The sequence below is a fragment of the Brevibacterium sp. K72 genome (genome assembly GCF_050562175.1).
In the GTDB taxonomy this organism is placed as follows: Bacteria; Actinomycetota; Actinomycetes; order Actinomycetales; family Brevibacteriaceae; genus Brevibacterium; species Brevibacterium casei.
The window spans coordinates 1,830,454-1,856,231 of sequence record NZ_CP191582.1 but is presented as its reverse complement, the minus strand read 5'-3'; the positions used below and the strand labels follow the sequence as shown (position 1 = coordinate 1,856,231).

Annotated in this window: 26 protein-coding genes and 3 pseudogenes; 16 read left to right on the top strand and 13 right to left on the bottom strand. The window is 68.8% G+C overall.

The features are described from left to right. Positions 1–282: 282 nt before the first annotated feature. The 4 genes from ACQ1RG_RS08175 to ACQ1RG_RS08160 all read right to left on the bottom strand — a co-directional run bounded on the left by ACQ1RG_RS08175 (position 283) and on the right by ACQ1RG_RS08160 (position 5,650). Positions 283–516 (bottom strand): helix-turn-helix domain-containing protein, encoded by a 234-nt coding sequence (locus ACQ1RG_RS08175; protein ID WP_009380776.1) that lies wholly within the window; start codon positions 514–516, stop codon positions 283–285. After that, the gene (locus tag ACQ1RG_RS08170) at positions 516–1,145 is read right to left on the bottom strand and encodes a DUF2975 domain-containing protein (protein ID WP_144588098.1); all 630 of its coding nucleotides are present in this window, start codon (positions 1,143–1,145) and stop codon (positions 516–518) included. Before ACQ1RG_RS08170 ends, ACQ1RG_RS08175 begins: the two co-directional genes overlap by 1 nt. Before the next feature lie 354 nt (positions 1,146–1,499). Then, a complete protein-coding gene (gene recR, locus ACQ1RG_RS08165) occupies positions 1,500–2,096 on the bottom strand; it encodes a recombination mediator RecR (RefSeq protein ID WP_063250836.1) in 597 nt (198 codons plus the stop codon). Positions 2,097–2,101: 5 nt separating this feature from the next. Then, positions 2,102–5,650 carry a DNA polymerase III subunit gamma and tau gene (locus ACQ1RG_RS08160; RefSeq protein ID WP_144588100.1) on the bottom strand — a complete coding sequence of 1,183 codons (3,549 nt, stop codon included), beginning with the start codon at positions 5,648–5,650 and terminating at the stop codon, positions 2,102–2,104. A 90-nt stretch (positions 5,651–5,740) separates the two neighbouring features. On the opposite strand from ACQ1RG_RS08160, the gene ACQ1RG_RS08155 reads away from it, so the two are divergent. From ACQ1RG_RS08155 to ACQ1RG_RS08120, 8 genes are all read left to right on the top strand, one after another. Then, positions 5,741–6,403: a DUF1707 SHOCT-like domain-containing protein gene (locus ACQ1RG_RS08155; RefSeq protein ID WP_009380763.1), complete on the top strand. Its 663-nt coding sequence runs from the start codon at positions 5,741–5,743 to the stop codon at positions 6,401–6,403. After that, on the top strand, positions 6,403–6,681 hold the full coding sequence (locus ACQ1RG_RS08150) for a hypothetical protein (protein WP_009380761.1): 279 nt from the start codon (positions 6,403–6,405) through the stop codon (positions 6,679–6,681). The genes ACQ1RG_RS08155 and ACQ1RG_RS08150 overlap by 1 nt, the downstream gene beginning before the upstream one ends. A 77-nt stretch (positions 6,682–6,758) precedes the next feature. Then, entirely contained in the window at positions 6,759–7,844 is a 1,086-nt protein-coding gene (locus ACQ1RG_RS08145; protein ID WP_430600846.1) for a GNAT family N-acetyltransferase, read from the top strand. 31 nt (positions 7,845–7,875) lie between these two features. Beyond that, complete coding sequence (locus tag ACQ1RG_RS08140) at positions 7,876–8,496, top strand: DUF4178 domain-containing protein (RefSeq protein ID WP_119297052.1); 621 nt, start codon at positions 7,876–7,878, stop codon at positions 8,494–8,496. Beyond that, on the top strand, positions 8,496–9,131 hold the full coding sequence (locus tag ACQ1RG_RS08135) for a DUF2617 family protein (protein WP_119297051.1): 636 nt from the start codon (positions 8,496–8,498) through the stop codon (positions 9,129–9,131). Before ACQ1RG_RS08140 ends, ACQ1RG_RS08135 begins: the two co-directional genes overlap by 1 nt. Next, entirely contained in the window at positions 9,128–9,613 is a 486-nt protein-coding gene (locus ACQ1RG_RS08130; protein ID WP_201671472.1) for a hypothetical protein, read from the top strand. The genes ACQ1RG_RS08135 and ACQ1RG_RS08130 overlap by 4 nt, the downstream gene beginning before the upstream one ends. Positions 9,614–9,653: 40 nt before the next feature. After that, entirely contained in the window at positions 9,654–10,082 is a 429-nt protein-coding gene (locus ACQ1RG_RS08125; RefSeq protein WP_201671474.1) for a DUF350 domain-containing protein, read from the top strand. Between the two features lie 40 nt (positions 10,083–10,122). Then, positions 10,123–11,730, top strand: a complete 1,608-nt coding sequence (locus ACQ1RG_RS08120; RefSeq protein WP_201671476.1) for a polyamine aminopropyltransferase — start codon at positions 10,123–10,125, stop codon at positions 11,728–11,730. Between the two features lie 21 nt (positions 11,731–11,751). On the opposite strand, the gene ACQ1RG_RS08115 is transcribed toward ACQ1RG_RS08120, so the two are convergent. From ACQ1RG_RS08115 to ACQ1RG_RS08105, 3 genes are all read right to left on the bottom strand, one after another. Beyond that, positions 11,752–12,111 carry a DUF4190 domain-containing protein gene (locus ACQ1RG_RS08115; protein ID WP_063250790.1) on the bottom strand — a complete coding sequence of 120 codons (360 nt, stop codon included), beginning with the start codon at positions 12,109–12,111 and terminating at the stop codon, positions 11,752–11,754. A 125-nt stretch (positions 12,112–12,236) separates the two neighbouring features. Then, the gene (locus ACQ1RG_RS08110) at positions 12,237–12,815 is read right to left on the bottom strand and encodes a TIGR03085 family metal-binding protein (RefSeq protein ID WP_063250788.1); all 579 of its coding nucleotides are present in this window, start codon (positions 12,813–12,815) and stop codon (positions 12,237–12,239) included. Beyond that, a complete protein-coding gene (locus tag ACQ1RG_RS08105; protein WP_119297074.1) occupies positions 12,812–13,750 on the bottom strand; it encodes a Sir2 family NAD-dependent protein deacetylase in 939 nt (312 codons plus the stop codon). The genes ACQ1RG_RS08110 and ACQ1RG_RS08105 overlap by 4 nt, the downstream gene beginning before the upstream one ends. A gap of 36 nt (positions 13,751–13,786) precedes the next feature. Between ACQ1RG_RS08105 and ACQ1RG_RS08100 the strand changes: the two genes are divergently transcribed. The 3 genes from ACQ1RG_RS08100 to ACQ1RG_RS08090 all read left to right on the top strand — a co-directional run bounded on the left by ACQ1RG_RS08100 (position 13,787) and on the right by ACQ1RG_RS08090 (position 15,132). Then, the gene (locus ACQ1RG_RS08100; protein WP_063250787.1) at positions 13,787–14,236 is read left to right on the top strand and encodes a flavodoxin family protein; all 450 of its coding nucleotides are present in this window, start codon (positions 13,787–13,789) and stop codon (positions 14,234–14,236) included. 102 nt (positions 14,237–14,338) lie between these two features. Next, on the top strand, positions 14,339–14,758 hold the full coding sequence (locus ACQ1RG_RS08095) for a hypothetical protein (protein ID WP_063250785.1): 420 nt from the start codon (positions 14,339–14,341) through the stop codon (positions 14,756–14,758). Between the two features lie 26 nt (positions 14,759–14,784). Then, on the top strand, positions 14,785–15,132 hold the full coding sequence (locus tag ACQ1RG_RS08090) for a winged helix-turn-helix domain-containing protein (protein WP_063250829.1): 348 nt from the start codon (positions 14,785–14,787) through the stop codon (positions 15,130–15,132). A 72-nt stretch (positions 15,133–15,204) separates the two neighbouring features. On the opposite strand, the gene ACQ1RG_RS08085 is transcribed toward ACQ1RG_RS08090, so the two are convergent. Continuing rightward, positions 15,205–15,807: a DNA alkylation repair protein gene (locus ACQ1RG_RS08085; protein WP_308443556.1), complete on the bottom strand. Its 603-nt coding sequence runs from the start codon at positions 15,805–15,807 to the stop codon at positions 15,205–15,207. A gap of 90 nt (positions 15,808–15,897) precedes the next feature. Between ACQ1RG_RS08085 and ACQ1RG_RS08080 the strand changes: the two genes are divergently transcribed. From ACQ1RG_RS08080 to ACQ1RG_RS08065, 4 genes are all read left to right on the top strand, one after another. Beyond that, positions 15,898–17,187: an ISL3 family transposase gene (locus ACQ1RG_RS08080; RefSeq protein ID WP_102213537.1), complete on the top strand. Its 1,290-nt coding sequence runs from the start codon at positions 15,898–15,900 to the stop codon at positions 17,185–17,187. An 82-nt stretch (positions 17,188–17,269) separates the two neighbouring features. Next, positions 17,270–18,349 carry a catalase family protein gene (locus tag ACQ1RG_RS08075; protein WP_063250602.1) on the top strand — a complete coding sequence of 360 codons (1,080 nt, stop codon included), beginning with the start codon at positions 17,270–17,272 and terminating at the stop codon, positions 18,347–18,349. Positions 18,350–18,373: 24 nt separating this feature from the next. After that, positions 18,374–19,090 (top strand): hypothetical protein, encoded by a 717-nt coding sequence (locus ACQ1RG_RS08070; RefSeq protein WP_063250601.1) that lies wholly within the window; start codon positions 18,374–18,376, stop codon positions 19,088–19,090. Then, a complete protein-coding gene (locus ACQ1RG_RS08065) occupies positions 19,090–20,475 on the top strand; it encodes a Dyp-type peroxidase (protein WP_063250600.1) in 1,386 nt (461 codons plus the stop codon). Before ACQ1RG_RS08070 ends, ACQ1RG_RS08065 begins: the two co-directional genes overlap by 1 nt. 236 nt (positions 20,476–20,711) lie before the next feature. On the opposite strand, the gene ACQ1RG_RS08060 is transcribed toward ACQ1RG_RS08065, so the two are convergent. The 4 genes and pseudogenes from ACQ1RG_RS08060 to ACQ1RG_RS08045 form a co-directional block, all read right to left on the bottom strand. Continuing rightward, entirely contained in the window at positions 20,712–21,857 is a 1,146-nt protein-coding gene (locus ACQ1RG_RS08060) for a glycerol-3-phosphate dehydrogenase/oxidase (protein ID WP_063250599.1), read from the bottom strand. A 35-nt stretch (positions 21,858–21,892) separates the two neighbouring features. After that, a pseudogene (locus ACQ1RG_RS08055) lies at positions 21,893–22,183 on the bottom strand (integrase core domain-containing protein); the annotation flags it as partial. 7 nt (positions 22,184–22,190) lie between these two features. Beyond that, entirely contained in the window at positions 22,191–23,540 is a 1,350-nt protein-coding gene (locus ACQ1RG_RS08050; protein WP_430600843.1) for an IS30 family transposase, read from the bottom strand. Positions 23,541–23,680: 140 nt separating this feature from the next. Next, a pseudogene (locus tag ACQ1RG_RS08045) lies at positions 23,681–24,654 on the bottom strand (IS3 family transposase); the annotation flags it as partial. Positions 24,655–24,733: 79 nt separating this feature from the next. On the opposite strand from ACQ1RG_RS08045, the pseudogene ACQ1RG_RS08040 reads away from it, so the two are divergent. After that, positions 24,734–25,570: pseudogene (locus ACQ1RG_RS08040) on the top strand (ISL3 family transposase); the annotation flags it as partial. On the opposite strand, the gene ACQ1RG_RS08035 reads toward ACQ1RG_RS08040, so the two are convergent. Then, positions 25,543–25,689 carry a hypothetical protein gene (locus ACQ1RG_RS08035; RefSeq protein ID WP_179952585.1) on the bottom strand — a complete coding sequence of 49 codons (147 nt, stop codon included), beginning with the start codon at positions 25,687–25,689 and terminating at the stop codon, positions 25,543–25,545. The pseudogene ACQ1RG_RS08040 and the gene ACQ1RG_RS08035 sit on opposite strands and share 28 nt — an antisense overlap. Positions 25,690–25,778: the final 89 nt, after the last annotated feature.

Sequence of the window (25,778 nt, the reverse complement as noted above, 5' to 3'; positions counted from 1 at the left end):
GTCGGCGGACCGGCGTCCCCACCATTGTAGGAGGTGGGCACTTCGGGCCGAGGGGGTGCCCGTCATACAGACACCTGTCTCACCTTGGGCAGTGGTCTCTTTCGGTCAAGCCGGCCAGCACTTTTCGACGCTCCAGGCCGATTGCCACGCTCACTCAAGCCGGCCAGCACTTTTCGACGCCCCCAGCCGTTCGCGACGCTCGCTCAAGCCGGCCAGCACTTTTCGAACGTTCCTCGCTTCGAAAAGTGCTGGCCGGCTTGACCGAGCCGCCGGTGGCCGCGATCAGTCCTCCGCCGTGGTGACGGTGAAGAGGTCACCGGGCTGGCAGTCGAGCGCGGCGCAGAGGGCGACGAGCGTCGAGTACCGGATGGCCTTTGCCCTGTTGTTCTTGAGCACGGAGAGGTTGGCCAGGGACACGCCGACGGCGTTCGACAGTTCGGTGAGCGTCATCTCCCGCTGGGTGAGCAGCGCGTCGAGGTGGCAGACCACTCGCCCTTCGCCGAGGTCGGCCGGCATCAGACGAGCCCCTCGAGTTCTTCCTGCGCCTTCCGCCCGGATGCGAAGCTGCGCTGCAGGAGCGCGATGCCGCCGGCGATGCCGAGGAAGAGGAACACCTGGGTGACTCCGAGACCGCCGCTGACAGAGTCGGAGATGCCGAGGTCGCGCGAGGCGAGGTTGGAGCCGAGCGTCGCAGCGATCGCGTAGATGACGACGAGAATTGCGACCGACAGCGCGAGAACGGACAGCGCCTTGAGTGCGCGCGACGTGAAGGGCGTTCCATGAGCGATGTCCCTGAGGATGGGGAAGCAGATGATCGCCGCACCGATGAGGCCGATGATCACCGTGAGCTTCGAGATGATGAGGAGCACCATCGTCTCGGGAGCGAGCAGCACCGTCGAAACGGTCACGTCAGCGGGACCGGAGAGAGCAACCGCGCTGCCTCCGACGTCGATGGCTGCCGACGCATCATCGGCGAACTCGAACCGAATACCGATCTCGTTGGCGATCAGTCCCTTGACGAGAATGTAAGCCAAGTACACGCCGTAGACTCCGAGCACTCCGCTGATGACGGATTCCATTCCCGACCTCGACTTGCCTTCGCTCGACTTCGTCATCTCCACCGGCATTCCGTTCGTTTCACCCATCACTGGTCACACCTTCCATCTCGACGACCGGGACACTCCGTCTGGTCGCATTCGGGCTGCTCTTATCGATACTCGATATATCGATAAACAACATGCTTCACGATAATCGATAAGGTGTCAAGGGCGTCGAACCAGAATATTGCGAGGTGAGCCGCCGCTGCGGACGAGTTGCGGTCGAAGAACCGAGGCGAAATCGCGAAAATCGCGGATTCTCCTCGGTTCTTCGACCGCAAACAGGTTGGCAGGCGGGGTGGCGTCGCCTCAGAGTGTGGTGGCCGGGTGAGTGGAGACGCCTCAGGGAGCCGTCACGACCAACGGCCGCTGAGAGGCCTGCTCGGCCGCGGCGGGATCTGCTCAGTCGACTTCGCGGCGACCGGAGAACGCCCGGCCCAGCGTGACCTCGTCGGCGTACTCAAGGTCTCCGCCGACGGGCAGACCCGAAGCCAACCGAGTCACCGTCACCCCGAGAGTGCTCAGCAGCCGCACGAGGTAGGTCGCGGTGGCCTCGCCTTCGAGGTTGGGGTCGGTGGCGATGACGATCTCGGTGACCTCGCCGTTCTGCAGGCGAGGCATGAGCTCCTTGATCCGCAGGTTGTCCGGGCCGACGCCGGCCATCGGATCGATCGCTCCCCCGAGCACGTGGTAGAGACCGCGGTATTCGCGAGTGCGCTCGATGGCGACGACGTCCTTGGGCTCCTCGACGACGCAGATCATCGTCCGATCACGGCGCGGGTCCTGACACACGGTGCACTCGGCCTCTTCCGAGACGTTGCCGCAGATCTCGCAGAAGCGCACACGCTTCTTGACGTTGCTCAGAGCCTGAGCCAACGCGTTCACATCACCGGAATCGGCTTGGAGGATGTGGAACGCGAGCCGCTGGGCCGACTTCGGCCCGATGCCCGGGAGCTTGCCGAACTCTTCGACGAGGTCCTGGAGGGCACCCTCATACACTGCGCTCATACTTCTCTTTCATCGATGATCTCTCCGCCGAGGACCTTGGCGATCACGGCCACTCCGACCTGTGGGGCGTCGGTGATGTCGAGGTCCGTCTCCGGATCATACTCGTCCTCGTCCCGGCCGGAGCCGGTGGGCTGAGCATCGACCGGTGCCGCCGCCGAGGTGGGTGCAGGCGCATCGAACCCACCGCTGCCTGTGCCGGAGCTGCCAGCCGAGTATCCGCCGGTGTCCATGCCGTGGCGTTCGGCGATCGCAGCGAACCGGGATTTGAATGGCTTCGCACCGCTGGCAGGCGCGGAGGCGGAGCCGTTCGTGCTTCCCTGAGGATAAGCGTTCCCCTGCGCACCATTCGCGATCCCCGCGCCCCCGGAATCGAGATCGGAATCCCCATAGGCGCCGAGGTAGTCCCCCTCGTCGTCCTCGGGCGGCGGGACGACGACGGCACCGACATCGACGGCACCGCTGCCGGCACTCGTCGAATCGGCGTCGTCACCGGCGGGAGCCGACTGCTGCGGCGCGTCGTGCCACACGGGTTCCTCCCACCGCGGCTGGACATACTCCATCGGCTCGTCGTCGGAGAAGTCACGTGACGACTGTCCGCCATGGGACTCCGATTCCCCACCACGGGTGGTCGAATCGAATGCCGGAGTCGGTTCCTGAGCAGGCGACGGTACGGAGGAGGCGGGGTTCGCACCGCCGCCAGAAGGGCCGAAGAAGTCCTCGTCCGAGAGGTCGGGAACGACGATGTCGTCGACCGGGGACGAGGGCTGCGATACCGATGGCTCTTCGCTGTGGGACGGAGCGTCAGTGCCTCCGAACGGCGACGCGCCCTGCTCGGGACGCGAGGCTGGTTGCGCGCTCGAACCGGGATCGGTTTCTGCTTCCGCGGCGTTCACATCACCGGCGCCTGACGAATCGACGCGAAGGTCGGAGGATGCTGTCTCTGCCGGTGCGGCAGCGGCGTTGCTCGATTCGGCTCCGGCATCGCCCTGTCCGGCGCGAGCCTCAGGGGGCTCATCACGGGCAGAGTCATCCGCCGCTTCGGGGCGGGGGCCTGTTTCGCCCTCCTCGTCGTCGGCAGACCACGGGCCCTGCGGGGCGTCGCCGGTCTCCCAGAACTTCTCGCGATCGACCTGCGGCTTGTCGACCTCGCGGGTGCCGACGACCGCGGCGACCTCTTCAGGGCTGGGGCGACGGAACTCGGTTCCGGGTCCGCGATTCTGATTCTGCTGCGGCGCTGGCGAGCCTGTTCCTCCCCCGGGCGCTCCGCCCGAGTTCCCACCGATGCGGCCGACGTCGCCGATGTCGATGCGCGCGTCGATGCCGAGGACGTCGTTGATCGCCGTGGCGAGCTTCGCGGCATGATCGCGCTGTTGGAAGCCCTGCACGGAACCGGCGTTGTTGAAGCCGAGGTAGACGACGCCGTCGGAGAACGACTGCGGGATGGCATTGGCCGCGATGATCGCACGCGTCAGACGACTGCGCTTCTCGACGGCTGCGAGGATGCTCGGCCAGGCGCGACGGATCGCTTCGATCTCTCCGCCGATGCCGCCGGCTCCGGCCGGCCCCGGCTGTGATTCTGCTGCAGGCGACTGAGGCGGCTCGGCATCGGTCCGACCGCCGCCACTGTTCGCGGCGCTATCGTTCGCTGCACGATCGTTCGAAGACGTGCCGCCCGCCGGCGACGACGCAGAGGTCTGGCCGGCAGCGGCCTCGCGCATCGGCTGCTGACCGGTCGGAGCCTGCTCTTGGTTCGAGCGCCCTGATGACGCGTGCTGATCTGCCGGGGGCTGTGCCTGCGGAGTCTGACCGGACTGACGCGCCTGCGGCACCCTGCCGGAACGCTGATCGGCGGCGGGCGCTTCGCGCCGCTGATCGTCGGAAGAGACTCCGCGACTCTGATCGTCGCCAGCTGCTCCGCGAGGCTGGTCGTCCTGCGATGCGCGTTCGGTCTGAGCGGGGCGATTCTGCATAGGTGCAGGCTTCCGGTCAGCACCGTGTGCCGGTGAAGCCGACGCTGGTGCCGACGAAGTCGAGGCCGGCGCCGGAGTGTCGTTGAGCAGCGACTCGGCGGCCGCCGCGGCTGCGGTGAGTTCGTCGAAGTCGTCGGGCGCAGGAGCGGACAACGGCGCAACGGGGCTCTGCCCCGGCGCACCGGCCCGACCGGTCTGGGCACCCGCCCCGACCGAAGGCGATTCGACCGAAGCCGACTCAGCCGAAGTCGATCCGCTCTGAGGTCCGACACCCTGAGGTCCGTTGCCCCGAGCCCCAGCAGCCTCCTGAGGCGCTCCGCCCTGCGTCGCCGCACTCTGCGGAACGCCCTGAGCACCACCCGGCCCCTGACCACCGGCCTGGGGCGGAACGTTCCCGCCCGAACCGGACGCGGACATGCCGATGCGCCGCTCCATCCGCTCGACGCGGCTGAGCACGGCGTCGCGACTGCGACCCGAGGCGGGCAGGAGGATGCGGGCGGCGATGAGTTCGAGCTGCAGCCTCGGCGAGGTCGCCCCCGACATCTCGGTCAGTCCCTGGTTGAGGATGTCGGCGGCACGGGAGAGTTCGGCCTGACCGAAGCCGCGCGCCTGCAGGGTGAGGCGCTCGAGCCGATCCGGCGGCACTTCCGGAAGGAAGGCATGGGCTGCCTCGGGGGCGGCATGGATGACGATGAGGTCGCGCATCCGCTCAAGGAGGTCTTCGACGAACCGGCGCGGATCCTGACCCGACTCGATGACCCGCTCGATCGCCCGGTAGACACCGGCGCCGTCACCGGCGGAGAACGCGTCGACGATGTCGCTGAGCAGAGAATCCGGGGTGTAGCCGAGCAGCGCCACGGCCGTCGCATAGTCGACGCCGTTCGGACCGGAGCCTGCGATGAGCTGGTCGAGCACGGAGAGGGTGTCGCGCACTGACCCGCCGCCGGCACGCACGACGAGCGGGAGCACGCCCTTGTCGACCTGGACGTCCTCGCGTCGGCAGAGCTCCTCGAGGTAGTTCCCGAGCGCCTCGGGCGGCACGAGCCGAAACGGATAGTGGTGGGTGCGTGAGCGGATCGTCCCGATGACCTTCTCGGGTTCCGTCGTCGCGAAGATGAACTTGATGTGCGGCGGCGGCTCCTCGACGATCTTGAGCAGGGCGTTGAAGCCCTGCGAGGTGACCATGTGCGCCTCATCGAGGATGAACACCTTGTACCGGTCACGAGCAGGTGCGTAGATCGCGCGTTCGCGCAGATCACGGGCATCGTCGACGCCGTTGTGGCTGGCCGCGTCGATCTCGACGACGTCGAGCGAGCCGGGTCCGCCGTTGGCGAGGTCGCGGCAGCTCGGGCACTCGCCGCAGGGCACAGGTGTGGGCCCCTTCTCGCAGTTGAGGCACCGCGCGAGGATCCGCGCCGAGGTCGTCTTGCCGCAGCCGCGCGGCCCGGAGAACAGGTAGGCATGGTTGATGCGACCACGGTCGATCGCGGCCTTGAGCGGCTCGGTCACATGCTCCTGACCGATGACCTCGTCGAAGGTCTCTGGGCGGTATCGTCTGTACAGTGCGGTGGACACAGCCCTAGCCTAATGCCACCCCCTGACGCGACACAGAGACACTGCACAGGCCGTTGAGACCGCGGACTCACTTCGGGCACGATAGTCGGTATGACGGACTCCACCTCCTCCCCCGAACCACCCGATCCGGCCCGCACCTTCCGCATCGGACACAAGGAGCGCGACGAAGCGATCGAACTCCTCCGGGAGGCCGTGGGCGACGGCCGGATCACCGTCGACGAACTCGACGAGCGGATGGAGGCCGTCCAGGCCGCGAAGTACCCTGTCGACCTCGATGCCGTCCTCTCCGACCTCACCCCCGACCTGCCGTCGGACCGCTACCGCCCCCGCGCCGAGGTGGCCCGCCGGCTCCCGCCCGCACGGTCCGCACACGGCTGGGACCCCGTCGACCCGCTCGTCATCAAGGCGACGTGGGACTCTGAGCACCGCCGCGGCCGATGGCAGGTCCCGCCCTACATCCGCTGCGAACCGTCGATGTCGACGATCGAACTCAACTTCCTCGAGGTCGACACCGACCTCACGACGATCGACATCGACGTCGTCGCCGGGGCCGGCACGCTCGTCATCGTCGTCCCCGACGAGTGGGCCGTCAACGTCGACGACCTCGCGAAGTCATGGGGTTCGGTGAAGTCAGCGGCGAACGCGCTCCCCGCCCCCGGCGCCCCGACCGTCGTCGTCAGCGGCTCGGTGGGCATGGGCAGCTTCCGTGCCCGCTTCGCCAACTACTTCGACCGCCGCCGGATGGCCCGCTGATGCCTCCCGGCCTCGATGCGGTCATCTTCCTCACGATCGCCATCATCATCGTCTTCGCGATCGGCTTTCTCCTCGTCCATCGGGTGATGACAAAGCCCGGTTCCCACATCGGCTCACGCCTGCCCAAGCCTGACCCGAATCGCGACGACCCCCGCCGAGGCGGCCCCTCCCCGGAACGGACCGACCCCTCCGCCCCCGGCTGGGACCCCACCGATCCTCGCTGGGACAAGGGCGACGAGGGACCGGACGACCACCTCGGCGACGGCAGGGACCGTTGACCTAATAGGGGCACTGACCTGGGAGAATATTTCCCGCACCCCTTGATTGCGGGGTCAGAGCGTGATGCACTCATCTCATGGCTGAGCTCAGCATCACCCGTCTGGCCCCCGACGATGCCTCACGACTGAGGCAGTGGCTGGCCGTCATGCGCGAGGGCTACACGGCCGGTCGCACCGGGGCATGGTGGGCGAGCGAGCCGGCGATGCTCACGCAGTTCGCCCACCCCCGCCACGACAAGACCGACATCGCCCTCCTCGCCCACCTCGGCGGGGAACCCATCGGCGGGGCCGAGATCAATCTCCTCACCGACTCCCCCGCCATCGTCGAACTCGCCGTCCTCCCGGCGCACCGTCGGTCCGGTCACGGCACAGCCCTCGCCGAGGCGGTCGAGGCGATCCTCCGCGACTCCCCCGCCACGCTCGTCCAGACCGAGACCTATACGCCCGAGGGGATCGCATTCGCCGAGTCCCGGGGACTGCACATCGGCAATGAGGAGCAGCGGATGCTCCTCGACCTGCCCGCCTACCTCGAGGCCGACGCGAACCGGTACAAGCAGCGGCAGCGACCGAAGCCGACCGTCGGCCCCGCCGACCCGACCGAGGTCCATCCGCGACCGGACTGGACGATCGTGTCCTGGATCGGGATGTGTCCCGAGGAGCTCGTCGAGTCGTGGGCGCGGCTGCGGCGGCAGATGGACGAGGACGTGCCGCTCGGCGACCTCACGCGTTCGGACCATCACGCCGACGTCGCAGCCATCCGCACGTATGAGGAAAGGATGGCCGAACAGGGGTGGATCCTCGTCAGCTCGATGGCGCAGGTCGACGAACCGGGCACCGAGTCCGGCGCAGACGACGTGGACCCCGAGACGCTCGCCGTCGGCTACACGGAGATCATGGTCTCCGCGCACGATCCCGACATCATCATCCAGGAGGACACCCTCGTCGACCGGTCCCATCGCGGCCTCGGCATCGGACGGGCCCTCAAGGTCGCGAACATGCGCCAGCTCCACGACGTCCCCGAGGCCGCCGGTGCCCGCTGGATCCAGACGTACACTTCGACCGACAATGCCGCGATGCTCGCCCTCAACGAGGACCTCGGCTTCCGAGTCGTCGACACGATGACGGCCCTCGAAGGCCCCGTTCTCGACTACACTGACCAGTGACCGCACCCGCATCGAAGCGAAGCAGGCTACCGTGTCCTCCAACGTCATCATCATGATCGTCGTCTTCGTCATCGTCGTGCTCGTGACGATCCTCATCATCCGGGCGCGTTCGGCGAAGGCGAAGCGGGAGCGCGAGACCCAGGCCGCGGCCGCCTCCACCCCACGCGACCCGTTCGCCTCCGACCAGAACACCGGCGGCGACCCGGCGGCGATCAAGGCCGGCGACCTCCTCGAGTTCGGCAACGAGAAGTACTTCGTCCGCGGGACCCTGCGGATCTCGGAGGGCGGCTACGACTGGGCCGAGCACTTCTTCCAGTCCGACGACTCCGCGACCCGCCTCTGGCTCACCGTCGAACACGACCCCGACCTCCAGGTCTCCCGGTGGCGCGACCGCCCCGACCTCGACATCGAACCGACGTCGAAGACGATCACGATCGACGGCACCGAGTACGAGATCGTCGAACACGGCACCGCCTCCTACCGTTCCGAGGGCACGACGGGGCTCAACGAGAAGGGTGGCCTCGACTACGTCGACTACGAAGCCCCCGACGGGAAGATGCTCGCCTTCGAGCGCTTCGACCACGGCCGGTGGGAAGTGAGCACAGGCGAGTCCGTCCCGGTGGGCTCCTTCACCATCTACTCGAGCAGCTGATGAGCCTCGCACCCCCACTTCCCATCACCGTCGACGTCCCCTTCGCCGACACGAGCTCCGAGCAGCTGCGCTTCTCCCTCGACCGCCCGCGCATCGCCGCGCTCGCCACCGAGATCGTCGACCTCGAACCGCTCGGCTGCCCCGGGCTGCGCCTCGAACTCCACGTCATCGGCTCCTCCCACCAGGTCGTCCTCGCCGGGTCAGAGGACCATCCCGCCGGGTCAGAGGACCATCTCATCGAGACCTTCGCCTGCCCTCCGACCGCGGACGGCCCCGCACCGCAGGTCGCGAACGACGGGACGCCCCACTGGGGCACCCGGCAGGTGACCCGCGGAGCGTGGGCGGGATTCACCTGCCATGGGTTCCGCGCCACCCGCACCACCGCTGCGGATGAGTTCCGCACCGCCGTCGCCGAGGCGCTCGACCGTGTCCGCGGCCACGACCGTCACCTCGTCGTCGGGTTCCCCGGCGACCCGGACGCCATCACCGCGCTCGCCCTTTCAGGCGCCGAGGCGGGCCACCTGAGCTGGCAGACGTGGCACGTCTACCCGCAGCAGACCGAGATCGTCCACACGACGACCGTGCTGACGAACGCACCCGACGTCCCGTCCGCCTCGGCGAGGGGCGTGCGATGACGAACAACCCGAACATCTCCACCGGCGGCGGCTCCTTCGACTTCGACGCCGAACACCGCCCCGGTGGCGGCCCGGGCGGTCCGGGTGGTCCGGGAGGCCCGTTCGGCAATGGGCCGGGCGGCGGACCCGGCGGGGGCTCGGGGAGGAAGCCGCGCCGCTTCGGCTGCGGCGCGGTCATCGGGCTCGTCGTCGTCCTTCTCCTCGTCGCGATGCTCTTCCAGAGCTGCGGGGCGAACTCGGGCAGTGCGAACTGCGGGGACTACGACCTCGTCGACGGCCAGTACGTGGAGAACCCGAACCAAGGGGACTACGTGAGGAACGGCGACAGCTACGACTACGTCGGCTGCGATCCCTCACGCTCCAGCGGTGGCGGAGGATTCTTCTTCTTCCCGTTCTTCTTCGGCGGCGGGGGCGGAGGCACCGGCTCGAACTACGGCGACGGCTCCGGCTTCCGCGGCGGCGGCCCGGGATCGGGCAAATGACCAGTCAGAGACAGCGACGACAGCACCAGGAAAGGCAGCCATGATCCTCGACATGCTCCTCTACGAGACCGGGGTCGTCCTCGCGTATGCGGGCAGCGGCATCCTCCTCATGTTCGTCGGCTACTTCGTCGTCGATCTTCTCACCCCGGGCAAGCTCCACGTCATCCTCTGGGAGCAGAAGTCCCCGAATGCCGCAGTCCTCGTCGCCTCCGACCTCCTCGGCGTGGCGATCATCGTCATCGCAGCGATCCGGGCGAGTGCCGACGACCTCGGTGCGGGGATCGTGACGACGCTGCTCTTCGGCATCATCGGCATCATCCTCATGGCCGTGAGCTTCCTCCTCATCGATGCGCTCACCCCGGGCAAGCGCGGGGACATCGTCCACGCCTCCTCGCTCCACCCCGAGGTGTGGGTCAACGCGTCCGCGCACATCGGCATCGCCGGCATCATGGCCGCCGCGCTCCTGTGACCACAGCACCGCCTGCACCACCCGGCGGGACGCGACCGCGGTGAGCTCGCTCGCACCGGCACCCCTGACGCTTCCGCTCCAGCCCGGTCCCGCCCGCTTCTTCGTCCTCCTCGCCGTCTTCATCTGCGCGAGCTGCGGGATGGTCTACGAGCTCGCGCTTGTCGCCCTCGGGTCCTACCTGCTCGGCGACACGATCGTCCAGGCCTCGATCGTGCTCGCCGTCATGGTCTTCGCGATGGGCGTCGGCTCGCTCGCGACGAAGCGGCTCACCCGCTTCGCGGCACTCGCCTTCGCCCTCATCGAGGCGGCGCTGGGCATCATCGGCGGTCTCTCCGTCATCCTCCTCTACTTGGCGTTCGCCTTCGCCGACGTCTACACGGTTGCGATGATCGGCCTCGCCTTCGTCATCGGCGGCCTCATCGGCGCGGAGATCCCGCTGCTCATGGAGCTCGTCCAGCGCATCCGCGCCCAGCGCGCCTCGAGCGCGGTCGCCGACCTCTTTGCGGCCGACTACGTCGGCGGGCTCATCGGCGGACTCGCCTTCCCGTTCGTCCTCCTCCCGCTCTTCGGTCTCCCCCGCGGGGCCCTGGCCGTGGGCATCACGAACACCGTCGTCGGCATCCTCATCGTCCTCTGGCTCTTCCGCGCCGAACTCACCGCCCGGATGCGGGTGCTCCTCGCCGCCCTCCTCGTCCTCATCGTCGCAGGGCTGACCGTCGTGTGGGTCTTCACCGACGACATCGAGGTGACCACCCGCCAGCGCCTCTACCGCGACCCCATCGTCCTCTCCGAGCGCACCGACTATCAGGAGATCGTCCTCACCGAATCCCTCCGCACGGGCGATACGCGCCTCTACCTCAACGGGGACCTCCAGTTCGCCTCGGCCGACGAGTACCGCTACCACGAGTCCCTCGTCCATCCCCTGCTCAACGGGGGCCGGAGGAACGTCCTCGTCCTCGGCGGCGGGGACGGGCTCGCGGTGCGTGAGATCCTCAAGTACCCCGACGTCGAGTCGGTCACCCTCGTCGACCTCGATCCTCGGATCCTCGACCTCGCCCGGAACTCCGAGCGGTTCACCGCGTTCAACGAGGACTCACTCGACGATCCGCGGGTGACGACGATCGCCGCTGATGCCTTCACGTGGCTGCGGGAGGCCGAGCACCCGGCCTACGATGCGATCATCGCCGACCTGCCCGACCCCGACGACGTCGCCACCTCGAAGCTCTACAGCATCGAGTTCTACGGGCTCATCCGCCAGGTCATGGCTCCCGGCGCCCGCCTCGTCGTCCAGGCCGGCTCCCCGTACTTCGCCCCCGAGGCGTACTGGGGCATCGGTGAGGCCGTCGCCGAGGCGGGGCTGACGACGACGCCGTACCACGTCGACGTCCCGAGCTTCGGCGACTGGGGCTACTTCCTCGCCGCCGTTCCCGGGGATCCTGCGATCACCCGGACCGAGTCCGGGGGCCCGGTCGTCACCCTGGCGCCGGATGCGCCCGAGGGGCTGAGGTTCGCCACCGCCGAGGTGCTCGCCGCCTCGACGACGTTCCCACCCGATCGCGACCGCGCCTCCGTCGGTCGGGTCGAACCCTCGACCCTCCTCCACCCGCGCGTGCTCGATCAGGAGCGCGGAGCGTGGGTGGGGTACTGAGCCGAGACGTGCTGGGTGCGGTCAGGCGAGGGCGGCGACCATCGCGCCGATGACGCTGATCGAGAGACCGAGGAAGCCGCCGACGACGGCGATGCCGAGGAAGACGAGACCGAGGATGAAGCCCCACTTGCCCATCTCGTTGTCGGCGAAGCCGGCCTCCTTCGAGTTCCTCCGGGCCATGTAACCGGTGACGATGCCGATGGCCGGACCGACGAAGTTGAAGCCGATGAACGTCGAGAGGGTGGCGATGAGGGAGATGATGCCGAGCACCTTGCCCGGATCCTCGGTCGCCCGCTGCAGCGGGTAGGGCTGCTGCGGATCGGACTCGTACGGCGGGTAGGGCTGACGGTGGGACTGCGGAGCGTAGGGCTGCTGGTCCATGACGGTGCCTCTCTGCGGGTTCGTGCTGGTGACTTCAGCCTAGGAACCGGCAGAGCCGCGGGGAATGGACATAACCGCCCGCCTCGGTGGGGAAAACCCGACCTCACGGTCGCTCGGGGTCGGACTCAGCGGACGTCGACGAGGGCGTGGTCGCTCCGGCCCATGAGCCAGAGCAGGATCTCGACGGGCTCTCCTGTCACCGTCGTCGTCTCCCCGCGGCCGGCGGCGCGCCGACCGAAGCCCGGGCTGACGATCTCGATGCGGCCCTTGGACTTCGCCGCGTACGGCAGGAGGGCCATGCGGGCCTGCGCCCACACGGTCTCGTTGTCCTTCTGCGAGAGCCGCCTCGGGAACCATTCGATCTCGGCGCGGCGGATGTCCTCGTGGTGGACGAGGTATTCGACGGTGTTGAGCACCGAGCCCACGCCCGGCCACGCACCCGGGGTCCACCCCGGCGGGGAGGCGACGAGGCCGAGGAGTTCGACGTAGGGCATCCGGGCGTAGTCGCGTGCGGTGTCCTCGAGTCGTCCGGAGAAGGCGGGCAGCGCGATGCCGAGGGCTGCGACGGGTTCGCGTTCGCGGATGACGAGGTGGGTCGCGAGGTCACGGGTCGTCCACCCTTCGCAGAGGGTGGGGGCGTCCTCGCCGGCGGCGCGGGCGGCGGCGACGAGGCGCAGTCGTTCTGTGCGAGCAAGACTGGTCATAGGGGCAGTCTCTCAGTCTCGGCTTGGATTCCTCTGGACGCCCACGCGGTGACGAAGTCGGTGACCCGGGACGTCGACCGATAGTCGGCGAGTTCATCGCCCCTGGTGGGACCGTCGGTGACGATGACGACGGGCTTGTCCTCCTTCGCCGCCGCTCGGACGAACCGCAGCCCCGAGAGGACGGCAAGCGAGGTTCCGAGGACGACGAGCCCCGATGCGGTGTCGCAGATCTCCGCTGCGACCTCGACCCGGGCGGCGGGCACGGCGTCGCCGAAGTAGACGACGTCGGGTTTGAGCAGTCCCCCGCAGATCGGACAGTTCAGCACGCGGAAGTGCGCGGTCTCCTCGAGGTCGACGTCGCCGTCGGGGGCGGTCTCGACGTCGATCGGGTCGATGCCGGCGAGCGCGGCGAAGTCGGGGTTGAGCGCGGTGAGCTGCTCCTGGACCCAGTCGCGGTCGAAGAGATGGCCGCTCTTCAGGCACACCACCCGGTCGAGGCTGCCGTGAAGGTCGATGACGGGGCTCGAACTGCCGACCTCCTCGGCGGCGGCCTGGTGGAGGCCGTCGACGTTCTGCGTGATGATGCCGCCTACGCCGAGTCGAGCGAGCGCGAGATGTCCGGCGTTCGGCTCGGCCCAGCGCAACCGCGGCCACCCCACCCACGACCTGGCCCAGTAGCGGGCCCGCTGGTCGGGGTGGGAGAGGAAGTTCTGGATCGTCATCGGCCGCCGCGGATCGGCGTCGGGGCCCCGGTAGCCGGGGATGCCTGAGTCCGTGCTCATCCCCGCACCCGTGAGCACCGCCCAGTCGGAGGGTGAGTGCCCGGTGGTGAGCACGTCGATGATCTGCTCATCGGTGTGGCTCGCGATCGGCTTCGTGCGTCCGCGCAGCGGATCGACGATGACGGCCATGGTCTCCTCTGACTCCTCGCTCATGTCCTCCCCCATTCCAGTCAGGCTAGGCTGACCGCTATGGCCAGCGTACTGCTCGTTCATCACTCACCGTCACCGGCGACGGCCAGGATCGCCGAGGCGGCCGAGGCCGGACTCCGCCTGCCCGAACTCGGCGACATCGACGTCGTCGTCCGCCCCGCGCTCGAGGCGAGCGTCGACGACGTCCTCGCCGCCGATGCCTTCGTGCTCGGGACGACCGCGAACTTCGGCTACATCTCCGGAGCCCTCAAGCACTTCTTCGACACGACGTACGACGCCGTGCGCGAACCGACGGCGGGCCGTCCGTTCTCGTACTGGATCCACGGCGGCTACGACACGACCGGGGCGGAGCGGGCGATGAGTCAGATCACGACGGGCCTCGGCTGGTCACTCGTCTTCGACCCTCTCGTCCTCACCGGCGAGGTCACCGACGACGACCTCGAGACGGCGACGGAACTGGCCGCGACGGTGGCCGCATCGGCACTGTAGAGATTTCTTTGCGAAAGTACTTTCCATCATGGAAAGTAGTTGCTACGATGAAATCACTTCCACCCGGGAAGCAGGAGTCATCACCGCACCGAAGGAGTCGCCATGACCACGCCCACCCCGCAGCAGGCCACCGACCTTCTCGCCCAGATCGATTCGACGCAGAAACAGGCGCGCACCAGCGACGCCTGGCCGCTCGTCATCCTTCTCATCGTCCTCAGTGCCGCAGCCTCGATCGGGCTCTTCGCGATCGGCGTCATCGCCGATGAGACGCTGCAGCTGACCCTCCTCGCTGCGTGCGCGGCATGGATGATCCCGGCCTTCGTCGTCTACCTCACCTCAGCGTTGAGCTGGAGCAGGCGCTCGACGATGCTCCTCTTCACATGGCTGCCCGTCGTCGCAATCGCGTTCATCGTCGGCGTCGTCGCCGACACGCTCGCCCAGGGATCGTGGGTGACCTTCGCCGCCGCCGGCCTCATCTGGCTCGCCGCCCCCGTCTTCGCCCTCCTCGGGCTGCGCCGCTGAGGCGCCCGGAGATGAAGGAGCACACGATGAACCCGTACACCGAACCCGAAACCGACGATGCCGACGAGACGATCCCCCACCTCGGCGAGTCCCTGGCTCGGATCGACCCCGACCTCGGCAACCCGACCCGGCTCGGACTCGTCGCGAGCCTGAAGAACCGGGAGCGCGCGGAGTTCAAGCTGCTGCGCGATTCCCTCGGAGTCTCCGACTCCGTCCTCTCCCGGCACATCACCGCACTCGAGAAGGCGGGACTCGTCTCCGTCGCCAAGGGCTACGTCGGCAAACGACCCCGCACGTGGGTCTCGCTCACCGAGGACGGTGCCCGCCGCCTCGACGGACACGTCGAAGCCCTGCGGGAGCTCGCAGGGGGATGAGGACTCAGGCGCTGCGCTTCAGGCGCGCTTCGCGAAACGGCTCGGCCATCGACGGCCGGGCCGTTCGCGCATTCACGCCTCGGCACGGCGACGGACGATCTCGGTGATCCAGATGGGGGCGAACGGTGAGGTGCAGTTCGGCGGGGTCGGGTAGTCCCTGAGGACTCCGAGGCGTTCGCCGATCTCAAGGGCACGGTCGCGGAGGTCCGGGTTCTCGATCCCGATGGCGGCGAGGGTCGCATTCATCGCCCACTGGAGGCGTTCGGGGGCGTCCTTCATCTCCGCGTCGATGACGTCGAGGAGGCCGGGCAGGTCGAGGCCTTCGGGCTTCCGGTTGACCCGGTCCGAGGTGAGCGCCCACCCCGCCGAGGCAACGGTGGGATCGGGATCGTCCATCCACCGCTGTCGCAGGGTCTCGGCGTGCGGGGACTTCTTGACGATGTAGTTGACGAGCCAGTCCTGGACCTTGGGAGTCCGGGACTCGCGCAGCATCGCATCGAGTTGCTCGGCATCGTAGGACTTCGGCCGCATGATGAGCAGCGCGACGAGGCGGGCCGCCGAATCCCCGGTCGCCCACAGCTCGACGGCGAGGTCGTCGTTCTTCTTCAGCTCCTTGGCGATGCCCCGCAGCTTGGTGAGGTTGACACCGTGATCGTCGCCATGACGGCTCTTCAACTTTGAGCGTGGTGGGGCCCTGAAGTAGGGCTCGCGGCCCTACGCCAGCATGGGTGTTGTCTAGACATCTCATGAGCGAGGACCGCGAGCGTGCACAAGCCTACGTTCGACGTCGATGCGGCGTCGATCCTGTTCAACCTGTCCGGTTACCGAGTCGTCTCGGCCACCCCTGGCGTCGGCGTTGAGCAACCGCGGCAGGTGCTGATCGAGACGACCACGAGCGAGGGCGCCTGCCCCTCCTGCGGGGTGCTGTCCTCGCGGATCCAGGCAAGACCTACCCAGCGCGTGAAGGACGTGCCGTGCGGGGGTGAGCGGCTCGACGTGCTCGTGCGCAAGCGCCGCTACGCCTGCCGTGAGTCGTTGTGCCCGCGGCGGTCGTTCACCGAGGAGACCGAGCAGCTGCCCGCGCGGGCGAGGGTCACGACCCGGCTGACCGAGCAGGTGATATCCGCCTGCCGGGCCGAGCCGCGGGCGGTGTCCCGGGTCGCGCACGAGGCGCACCTGTCCTGGCCCACGGTGATGCGGATGCTCACCACCACCCTGGACCTGGACACCGGCGTGGACCGCCGGCACGTGCGGCACCTGGGGATCGATGAGCACCGGTTCCGCACCGTGCGCTACCTGCGCGACCCGGACACCCACGCGGTGAAGCGGGTCGAGCCGTGGTCCATCGTGTTCACCGACCTGGACGACGGCGCGATCCTGGACGTCGTCGACGGCCGCCGCGGCAAGGTCGTCACCTCCTGGCTCGCGGCGCGGCCGCGGTGGTGGCGCCGGCGGGTGCAGGTCGTCGCCCTGGACATGTCGAGTGAGTTCCGGGCCGCGGTCCGCAAGGCACTACCGCGGGCGAAGGTCAGCGTGGACCACTGGCACGTGGTGCGGCTGGCCAACGAGATGGTCACCAAGGTGAGGAGGCGCCGGGTGTGGGAGCTGCACGAGCGCCGAGGGCGGGCGACCGACACCCCGTGGAAGTACCGCAAGCTGCTCACCTGCGCCGGTGACCGGCTCACCGTCCGGCAGCGCACCAAGCTGCAGCAGATCCTGGCCGAGGACGTCGAGCTGGCCGTCGCGTGGGGCATCAAGGAACACGTCCGCCAGGTCCTCACCGCCACCGACACGCCCTCCTTCCAGCGGCACTGGGCCCGCCTTGAGAGCGCCGTGCGAGCCACCCACCTGCCCGAGCCGGCCGCGCTGTTCCGGACCCTGCTGGCCTGGCGTCGTGAGCTGCTCACCTTCTGCCGAACCAGGGTCACGAACGCTCGCACCGAGGCGGCGAACCTGACCGCCAAGACGATCAAGAGGGTCGGGCGCGGGTACCGCAACCATCGGAACTACAGATGCCGCATCATTGGCTATGCGCCCCGACCGATCGCGGCGTGAACACCCAGCACCACGCTCAAAGTTGAAGAGCCAAATTGAGTCCAGTACAATATTGTTGTCGCGATGTCGAGGAGGCATACCGATGAACCCCATCCGCTACCACGATGACGTCGAGGTCCCCGTCGAGAACGAGGCCGAGATCTCCCAGCGAATCGTCGAACGAATGGCCGCCACCCAGGCGGAGAACGCCGACCGTCACCGCCACGCCCACCGCGACGCGCACGCCAAGAGCCACGCGATCATCACCGGGCAACTCACCGTCCACGACGACCTGCCGCACGAGCTCGCGCAGGGCATTTTCGCCACCCCCGGCACCCACGAGGTCGTCGCCCGCCTCTCGTCGGCACCCGGCGACATCCACTCCGACGAGATCCCTGCCCCGCGGGGTTTCGCGCTCAAGATCATCGGCGTGGAGGGCGAGCGCCTGTCCCCCGACCTCGGTGGCGCCAACCAGGACTTCCTCATGGTGAACTTCCCGACGCTCGCGTTCGGCACCGTGACCAAGTACGAGGACATGCTCGACATCCTCGAGAAGAACGCGAGCAACCCGGCCGCCGCGCAGAAGGCGGTCTCCGCCGCCGCCCGGGGCATCGCCTCGATCACCGAGAAACTCGGTCGCACCCCCGGCGCGACCGTCCAGGGCCTCGCGAACGACTACTCCCACATGCTCGGTGAGACCTTCTACACCCAGGCCGCGATCCGTTACGGCGACCACGTCGCCAAGATGTCCCTCGCGCCGACCGGGGAGGTCGCCGAGCTCACCGGCGTCGACGTCGGCGACGACTTCGACGCGATGCGTACCGCGGTCGTCCGCCACTTCATGACCAAGGGCGCGACGTACGAGCTGCGGGCGCAGCTGTGCACCGACCTGAAGACCATGCCCGTCGAGGACGCCGCCGTGCTCTGGGACGAGGACGAGTCCCCGTTCCGCGTGGTCGCGACGGTCCGTTTCGACCCGCAGGACGTGTTCACCCCCGAACGTCGGGTCGCCGGTGACGACCGGCTCGCGTTCAACCCGTGGAACGGCGTCGAGGCGCACCGGCCGCTCGGCTCGATCATGCGCGTCCGCAAGCTCGCCTACGAGTCGTCCTCGCGGCAGCGGCACGACCTCAACGCCGTGGCCCGCCGGGAGCCGGACTCCCTCGCCGACCTCACCGCCTGACCCCTCACCCCCTTGGAGGACCCCATGAACGAGAAGCTGACGTCCGAACAGACCCGCATCGACCCGCGCCTCTCGGAGGAGAGCCGCATGGAGGAGTTCCGCCGCGTGGTCAAGGAGGTCGCGGCCGACGCGCCGACGATCTCCCAGATCGCGATCAACTCCCTGCTCACCGACAAGAACCCGCTGCACGAGGGCACGTACGAGTCGGCCGGCCGGGCCGGTGCCCGCTCCGGCAACGTGTCCGAGCTGACCGCCATCGCCGACCTCAGGCCCGGCGGCGCCGACCGGCTGCGCCGCATCTTCGGCCTCACCGGCGGCGACTTCGACGGCGCCAAGCGCGTCTCGACGCTGCACAACATGCGGTTCGTGGTCTTCGACGACGACACGCGTGTGCTGTTCGCCACGGCCTACGACGGCGACTGGGACACCTACATCGACGACTTCGCGACGAAGATCCCCGAGCTCATGGACCTGTTGTTCGCCAACGTCGAGGGCTGGCCGGGGATCGACTCCCCGAAGGTCAAGGACTACATCGCCGACCACCAGATCGACGCCGCCGCGTGGTTCGTCGCGAACCCGCAGGTGACGGTCGTGGACGTGCGCCGGTACCAGCGCATGGAGCAGGCCCTGGACACGTTCTTCGACGCGATGGCGGCGAACACCGCGATGGACGCGACGACCCGGGAGGCCCTGTCGGCGCTGTCGGACGCGGTGGCGACGCCGCAGGGGGTGGACTACTGATGCCGTTCGAGCACCTCAGGGAGCTGCGCAAGCGGTTCCGTCGGGAGAGCGTCACGCTGCAGCTCGACGACATCCAGTCCCTCATCCTGCGGTCGCGGCCCGAGCCCTACGTCGGGATCCACGCGGGGTTGCGGGTCGACACCCCCGAGGGGGGTCGTGCCCTGCTGGGGCGGCTCGTCGAGTACGTCCCCTCGGCGCAGGACTGGACCGCGGACATGCACGCGTGGACGGGGGTGGCGATCAGCCACGCCGGCCTCAAGGCGATGGGCCTGCCGGAGGAGTCCCTCGCGAGTTTCCCGCTGCCGTTCCGGCAGGGCATGGCGGCCCGCGCGGGCCAGCTCATGGACACGGGCGAGAACGCCCCGGAGACGTGGGAGGAGTTCTACAAGGACGACTCCCTGCACGTCGCGGTGACGATCTACGCCGACTCGGAGGAGTCCCTGGCGGACGCCGTGGAGAAGGCTCTGGGGTACCTGGAGGAGATCGACGGGGTCACCCTGCTCGGCACGCACGCGTTCGGGGCGCCGGATGCGGCCAACCCGTTCGGCTACCACGACTCGCTCAGCCAGCCGCGCGTCGCGGGCGCCGGCGTCGACGCCCTCCCGGGGCAGGAGCGGGCCATCGCGGCGGGCGAGTTCATCCTCGGGGAGGACAGCGAGACGGGTTCGCCCGTCGCCATGCCCTCGCCGGACGTGCTGGGTCGTAACGGCTCGTTCGTCGTGCTCCGCAAGTACGACAGCCGTGTCGGCGCCTGGAACGACTTCCTCCGCGAGCACGCGGAGGAGGACACGCAGGAGTCCCGCGACGCCCTCGGCGCGAAGCTCGTCGGCCGGTGGCGGTCGGGGGCGCCGCTCGTCCTCTCCCCCGAGAAGGACGACGTCGACCTCGGCATGGATCAGTCCCGCAACGACGACTTCGACTACTCCGACGACCGCCGCGGCCTCATGTGCCCCCACTCGGCGCACGTGCGCCGCATGAACCCCCGCGGCAGCGAGCTGACGATCCTCTCGGACGAGAACATCCACCGGATCATCCGCCGCTCCTCGACGTTCGGCCCCGAATGGGACCCCGACCTCACCGCCGCCGACGACAAGGACGACGAGCGCGGCCTGTTCTTCATCTTCATCAGCGCCCGCGCCTACGACACGGTCGAGTTCCTCCAGCAGGAGTGGATCAACCGCGGCAACTTCGTCGACCTCGGCACCGAACGCGACCCCGTCGTCGGACTCCACGAGGAACCGGGCCGGTTCACCATCCCCGACCGCCCCGTCCGCAAGCGCGTCGACGGCGTGACCACGTTCAACCGCCTCCGCGGCGGCGAATACATGTTCATGCCCTCCCTCACCGCCCTCCGCTGGATCGCCGACGCGGGCTGGGAGAGCTGACCAGGCCGGCGGATCGAGACCGGCGCTCGCCCGGTCGTCCGCACCGGCGATGAGCGAGAGGCCCCCTTCCAACCCGGGAGGGGGCCTCTCGACTTGGAACGCCGTGGCTCTGGGGCCGTCCGCGCCCTCGGACCTCACGAGGGCGAGCACGCGCTCGACGCGCTCAGCCGTGTCGATGGCCCCCTGCCCCTTCCTCCTCTCCCCCTTTCCCGATGACGTCATCCGGGGGGCGGGGGTCAGGTGGTCGCGAGTTCCAGGACCTGGGCGGCGACCTCGCGCGCGGCGGGGACGGCGGACTCGACGAAGGAGGTGCGGGTGCGGCGTTCGACGAGGTCCTCCACCGTGAGGGCGCCCTCCGCCAGCACGCCGAAGAGCATCTCCGCACCGGTGTAGGCGACGCCCTCGGCGACGGGGCCCGCGAACCGGGGGTACCGACGGCCCAACTCCGCGGCACGACCGGCCTCGGTGCCGTAACGGCGCACGGGACGGGTCGGTTCCTCGAGACGGGCCAGCACCTCCCGCGGCGCCGCGCCCACGAGCGGGAGCGTCCTCGTCCGGCACTCCCGGTCCGTCCCGAGACGACGGCAGGCGGCGTCCACGGCGTCCTCGGCCATCGTGCGATAGGTCGTGAGCTTGCCCCCGGCGATCGTCAGGGGCCGGCCAGGTTCGTCGATGAGCAGGTGCCGTCGGGACACGTCGGCGGTCGCGCCCGCCTCGACGAGTGCGCGCTCCGCGCCCTCCGACAGATCCCCCGACGCGCCGTGCTCGCGCCTCTCCCCGAACCCGTGCCTCCCGATCCGCCTCTTCGTCCCTCCCGTCGACCCGCCCGACGGAGTCGGCAGCACCAACGGCCGCAGCCCGGCGAACCGGCCCACCACGTCCTGCCTGGTCAGGGGGCGCTCCAGCGCGCGGTTGATCGTGGCGAGGAGGAAGTCCTCGTCGGATTCCGGCACCGGCGGAGCGATGCCGTCGACCCCGGGAGCGGCGTCGTCGGTGAGGCCGACGAGCACGAGGCCGTCGCTCTGTGGCAGAGCGAACACGAACCGGCCGAAGTGACCCGGCACCGGCGCGGTGAACACGGCGCTGGGACACCCGAGCGCCTCGGCCCGCACGACCAGGTGGGATCCGCGGCTCGGCGAGATCCGCAACGACGGGTCGTGTTCACCGGCCCACACGCCGGTCGCCGAGACGACCGTGCCCCGAGCCTCGACGCTCTCGCCCGTCGTCTCGTCCGTGAGGGTGAGTCGGTCCTCACGCAGGTCGGTCGCGGCGCACCGGGTGAGGACGTCCGCGCCGTGCGCCGCGGCGGTGCGGGCCAGCGCGATCACGAGGCGGGCGTCGTCCTCGAGCTGACCGTCGGTGTAGTAGACGGCACCGCGCAAGGGCCCTACCCCCGGATCTTGGACACGGGGTGTGATTACGCAGCCGTCGGCAGCGTAGCGGTGTTGCCGGTCTCGTAGAGGACCGGCGGGACGTAGCGGCACCACGAATGGCGTCGCTTGGTGTTGTAGCGGACGAGCCACCTGAAGACCTGCCGGCGGCAGACCAGTTCGTTGCTCCAGCAGGCGGCGTCTTGGAGAACCTCGCGCTTCATGGTGGCGTTGAACGACTCGGCCAACGCGTTGTCCGCGCTGGACCCGACGGCGCCCATGGACTGGGTGACGCCGAGCTTGCGACAGAGCTTGGCGTAGTCCTTCGAGCAGTAGACCCTGGGTTCAACCGGTCGTTGCAACACCGGGTTGTTGGAGCGAGTTTAACTGCTCCTGGAATACTTCGGCGGGGGTCTTCCAGTCGAGGCTCTTGCGGGGTCGGTTGTTTAGTGCGAGGGCGACTGCTTCGAGGTCTTCAGCGGACCATCGTGAGAGGTCGGTGCCCTTCGGGAAGTATTGCCGCAGCAACCCGTTGGTGTTCTCGTTCGTCGGCCTCTGCCAGGGCGAGTGGGGGTCGGCGAAGAACACCTTCGTGCCCGTCTCGAGCGCGAACTGGGCGTGCGCGGAGAGTTCTTTGCCGCGGTCCCAGGTGAGCGTCTTGCGGAGCTGTTCGGGGAGCTTCATCATCGACGCGATGAGCGCGGCGTTCATCGCGACTGCGCCGTAGCCGCCCAACGCGGGCCCGTTCTTGATCGGCGGCGCCTCGCCCCACCCGTCCAGCCTCGGCAGGTGCACCAGCAGGGTCGACCGGCTCTTGCGTTCGACGAGAGTGCCGATCGCGGACCGGCCTGTGCCGATGATCAAGTCGCCCTCCCAATGCCCGGGCACGGCGCGGTCCGCGGCTGCTGCGGGCCGTTCGGAGAACACGACATCGGCGGTGACGTGACCTTGCGGGCGGTTCTGTGCTCGAGCCCGCGGCTGCCGGAGGGCGCGGCCGGTGCGCAGGCACGTGACGAGCTCGCGTTTGAGCGCACCACGGCCCTCAATGAACAGCGACTGGTAGATCGCCTCGTGGCTGATGCGCATGGATTCATCATCCGGGAAGTCGACCTTCAGCCGGTGCGAGATCTGCTCCGGGCTCCACGCGGTCGCCCACCGCCGGTCCTGCCGGTGAGGTTTGTTCAGCCCCTTCCATGCCAGCGGTTCCGGCCCCACGACGATGCTGCCGTCAGGCCGACGGACGTTTCCGGCGAGGCGCTCCTGGACGTACTCACGCAACCGGTCGTTGGTCGCGAGCTTCGCCGTCTTCGGGCGCTTCGCTGTCTGCTGAGCCTTCCATTGCGCTACCAACGCCCGGTACTCCTGCTTCCCGCTGCGCGTGGCCGCGTTGCGGCGCAGTTCGCGGGAGATCGTTCCCGGGTCGCGGCCGATCCTGCGCGCGATCTCACGCACGCCGACCTGCTTGGCGCGCAGGAGCGCGATCTCCTCACGCTCCTCGAAGGACAGGTAACGGCCGCTGGGCTCGGCAAGTGAGATCGGTGGCATGCCGCCAGCGTGGCGAAACCAACGGGACCCGACCGGCACAGACACGCCCACCTTCAGAGCCGCTTCGGCTGAGGTGATGCCCGTCGCGATCAGACGCCAGAACTGCCGCTGCACCGCCCGCGAGGGCTCAGGCCGCCCGGGCGAACGCATCGGCGGACGCAACGCCCGATCCGCACGCCATTGCCGACGCGCACCCTCGGGCACATCGCTCGTCTTCGCGGCCCAGTCCCTCGTCGCCACAGCTGAACACCTCCACGGTCAAGGTGATGCGACGACCAGTTGAATTCACCGACCGACCCGTGGTCGCTATGAAATACGCTGCCCTTGAGGGTGCCCCGGGTTGCGGCGGCGGCCTTCAACGCGTCCTCGACGAGCTCGGTACGCATGTGGTCAGCGATGGCCCACCCGACAAGCCGACGGCTGTAGCAGTCGATCACGGTCGCCAGGTAGAGGTTCGTGCCGTCGGCGATCGGCAGATAGGTGATGTCGCCGACGTAGCGCAGCCCTGGCGCCGGGGCGGTGAAGTCGCGCTTGAGCAGGTCGGGGTACTTCTGGCCAGACGGTTCGGGGATCGTGGTCCGCACCCGCCGCTTCTTCACATAGCCCCGGATTCCTTGCAGCCGCATCACCCTGGCGACGCGCTTGTGGTTTACCCGCTCACCGGCAGGCGCGCTGTCGTTGAGCTCGGCGGTGATCCGTGGCGCACCCTGGGTGTTGTCCTCGGCATGGACAGCCCTGATCCGCTCTGCCAGCGCCGCGTCGTCAGCTGCCCTGGCTTCTCGGGCCGGGGCAGCCTTGAGCCAGGCGTAGTAGGACGAGCGCTCGATCTCGACGAGCTCACACAGTCGCTTCACCTCGAAGGTGGCGGAGTTGTCGGCGACGAACTGGAAGCGACTCACCAGCCCGTCTCCCCAGCGAAATACTTGGCCGCCCGCTGGAGGATCTCCCGCTCGGTGGTCAGCTTCGTCGTCTCGACCTCGAGCTCGTTGACCCGGGCCTCGAGCCGGGCGATCTTCTGCTCAGGCGTCTCACCGGCGGGACCCGTAGGGCTTGTCGGCGACGGCTTGGACTGCAGTGGGCTGGAGGTCAATGTCCCGTCAGCGGCGGTCTTCTTGCCGGTCCCGTAGACCTCGAGCCAGTGCCGCAGCGTGCCGCGCACGATGCCGAGATCCTCGGCGATGCCGCGGACCGTGGCGCCCGGGGTGGACTCGTACAAGTCGACGGCCTGACGACGGAACTCCTCGGAGTAGTTCTTCCTGGCCATGATTCCTGGATCATCTCGCTTCCCCAGCAGGTGCTGGATTCAGCGTGTCCAAGAACCGGGGTCAAGCCCCCCCACCCTGGACCTGGACACCGGCGTGGACCGCCGGCACGTGCGGCACCTGGGGATCGATGAGCACCGGTTCCGCACCGTGCGCTACCTGCGCGACCCGGACACCCACGCGGTGAAGCGGGTCGAGCCGTGGTCCATCGTGTTCACCGACCTGGACGACGGCGCGATCCTGGACGTCGTCGACGGCCGCCGCGGCAAGGTCGTCACCTCCTGGCTCGCGGCGCGGCCGCGGTGGTGGCGCCGGCGGGTGCAGGTCGTCGCCCTGGACATGTCGAGTGAGTTCCGGGCCGCGGTCCGCAAGGCACTACCGCGGGCGAAGGTCAGCGTGGACCACTGGCACGTGGTGCGGCTGGCCAACGAGATGGTCACCAAGGTGAGGAGGCGCCGGGTGTGGGAGCTGCACGAGCGCCGAGGGCGGGCGACCGACACCCCGTGGAAGTACCGCAAGCTGCTCACCTGCGCCGGTGACCGGCTCACCGTCCGGCAGCGCACCAAGCTGCAGCAGATCCTGGCCGAGGACGTCGAGCTGGCCGTCGCGTGGGGCATCAAGGAACACGTCCGCCAGGTCCTCACCGCCACCGACACGCCCTCCTTCCAGCGGCACTGGGCCCGCCTTGAGAGCGCCGTGCGAGCCACCCACCTGCCCGAGCCGGCCGCGCTGTTCCGGACCCTGCTGGCCTGGCGTCGTGAGCTGCTCACCTTCTGCCGAACCAGGGTCACGAACGCTCGCACCGAGGCGGCGAACCTGACCGCCAAGACGATCAAGAGGGTCGGGCGCGGGTACCGCAACCATCGGAACTACAGATGCCGCATCATTGGCTATGCGCCCCGACCGATCGCGGCGTGAACACCCAGCACCACGCTCAAAGTTGAAGAGCCGCCATGACGCTCGTTGATCTCCCGGGCCTTGGGGTCCTCGAGTGCGTCGAGCGAAGCTCGCACGCTCTCGACCGTCGCCTCGACCATGGTGCGCTCCTTCGTCGGCTGTGCGGCTGGTGTTCATGATGATAGTTCAGCCGCGAGCCCGGCCTGTGCGCCGTCAGCCTCCCCCACGG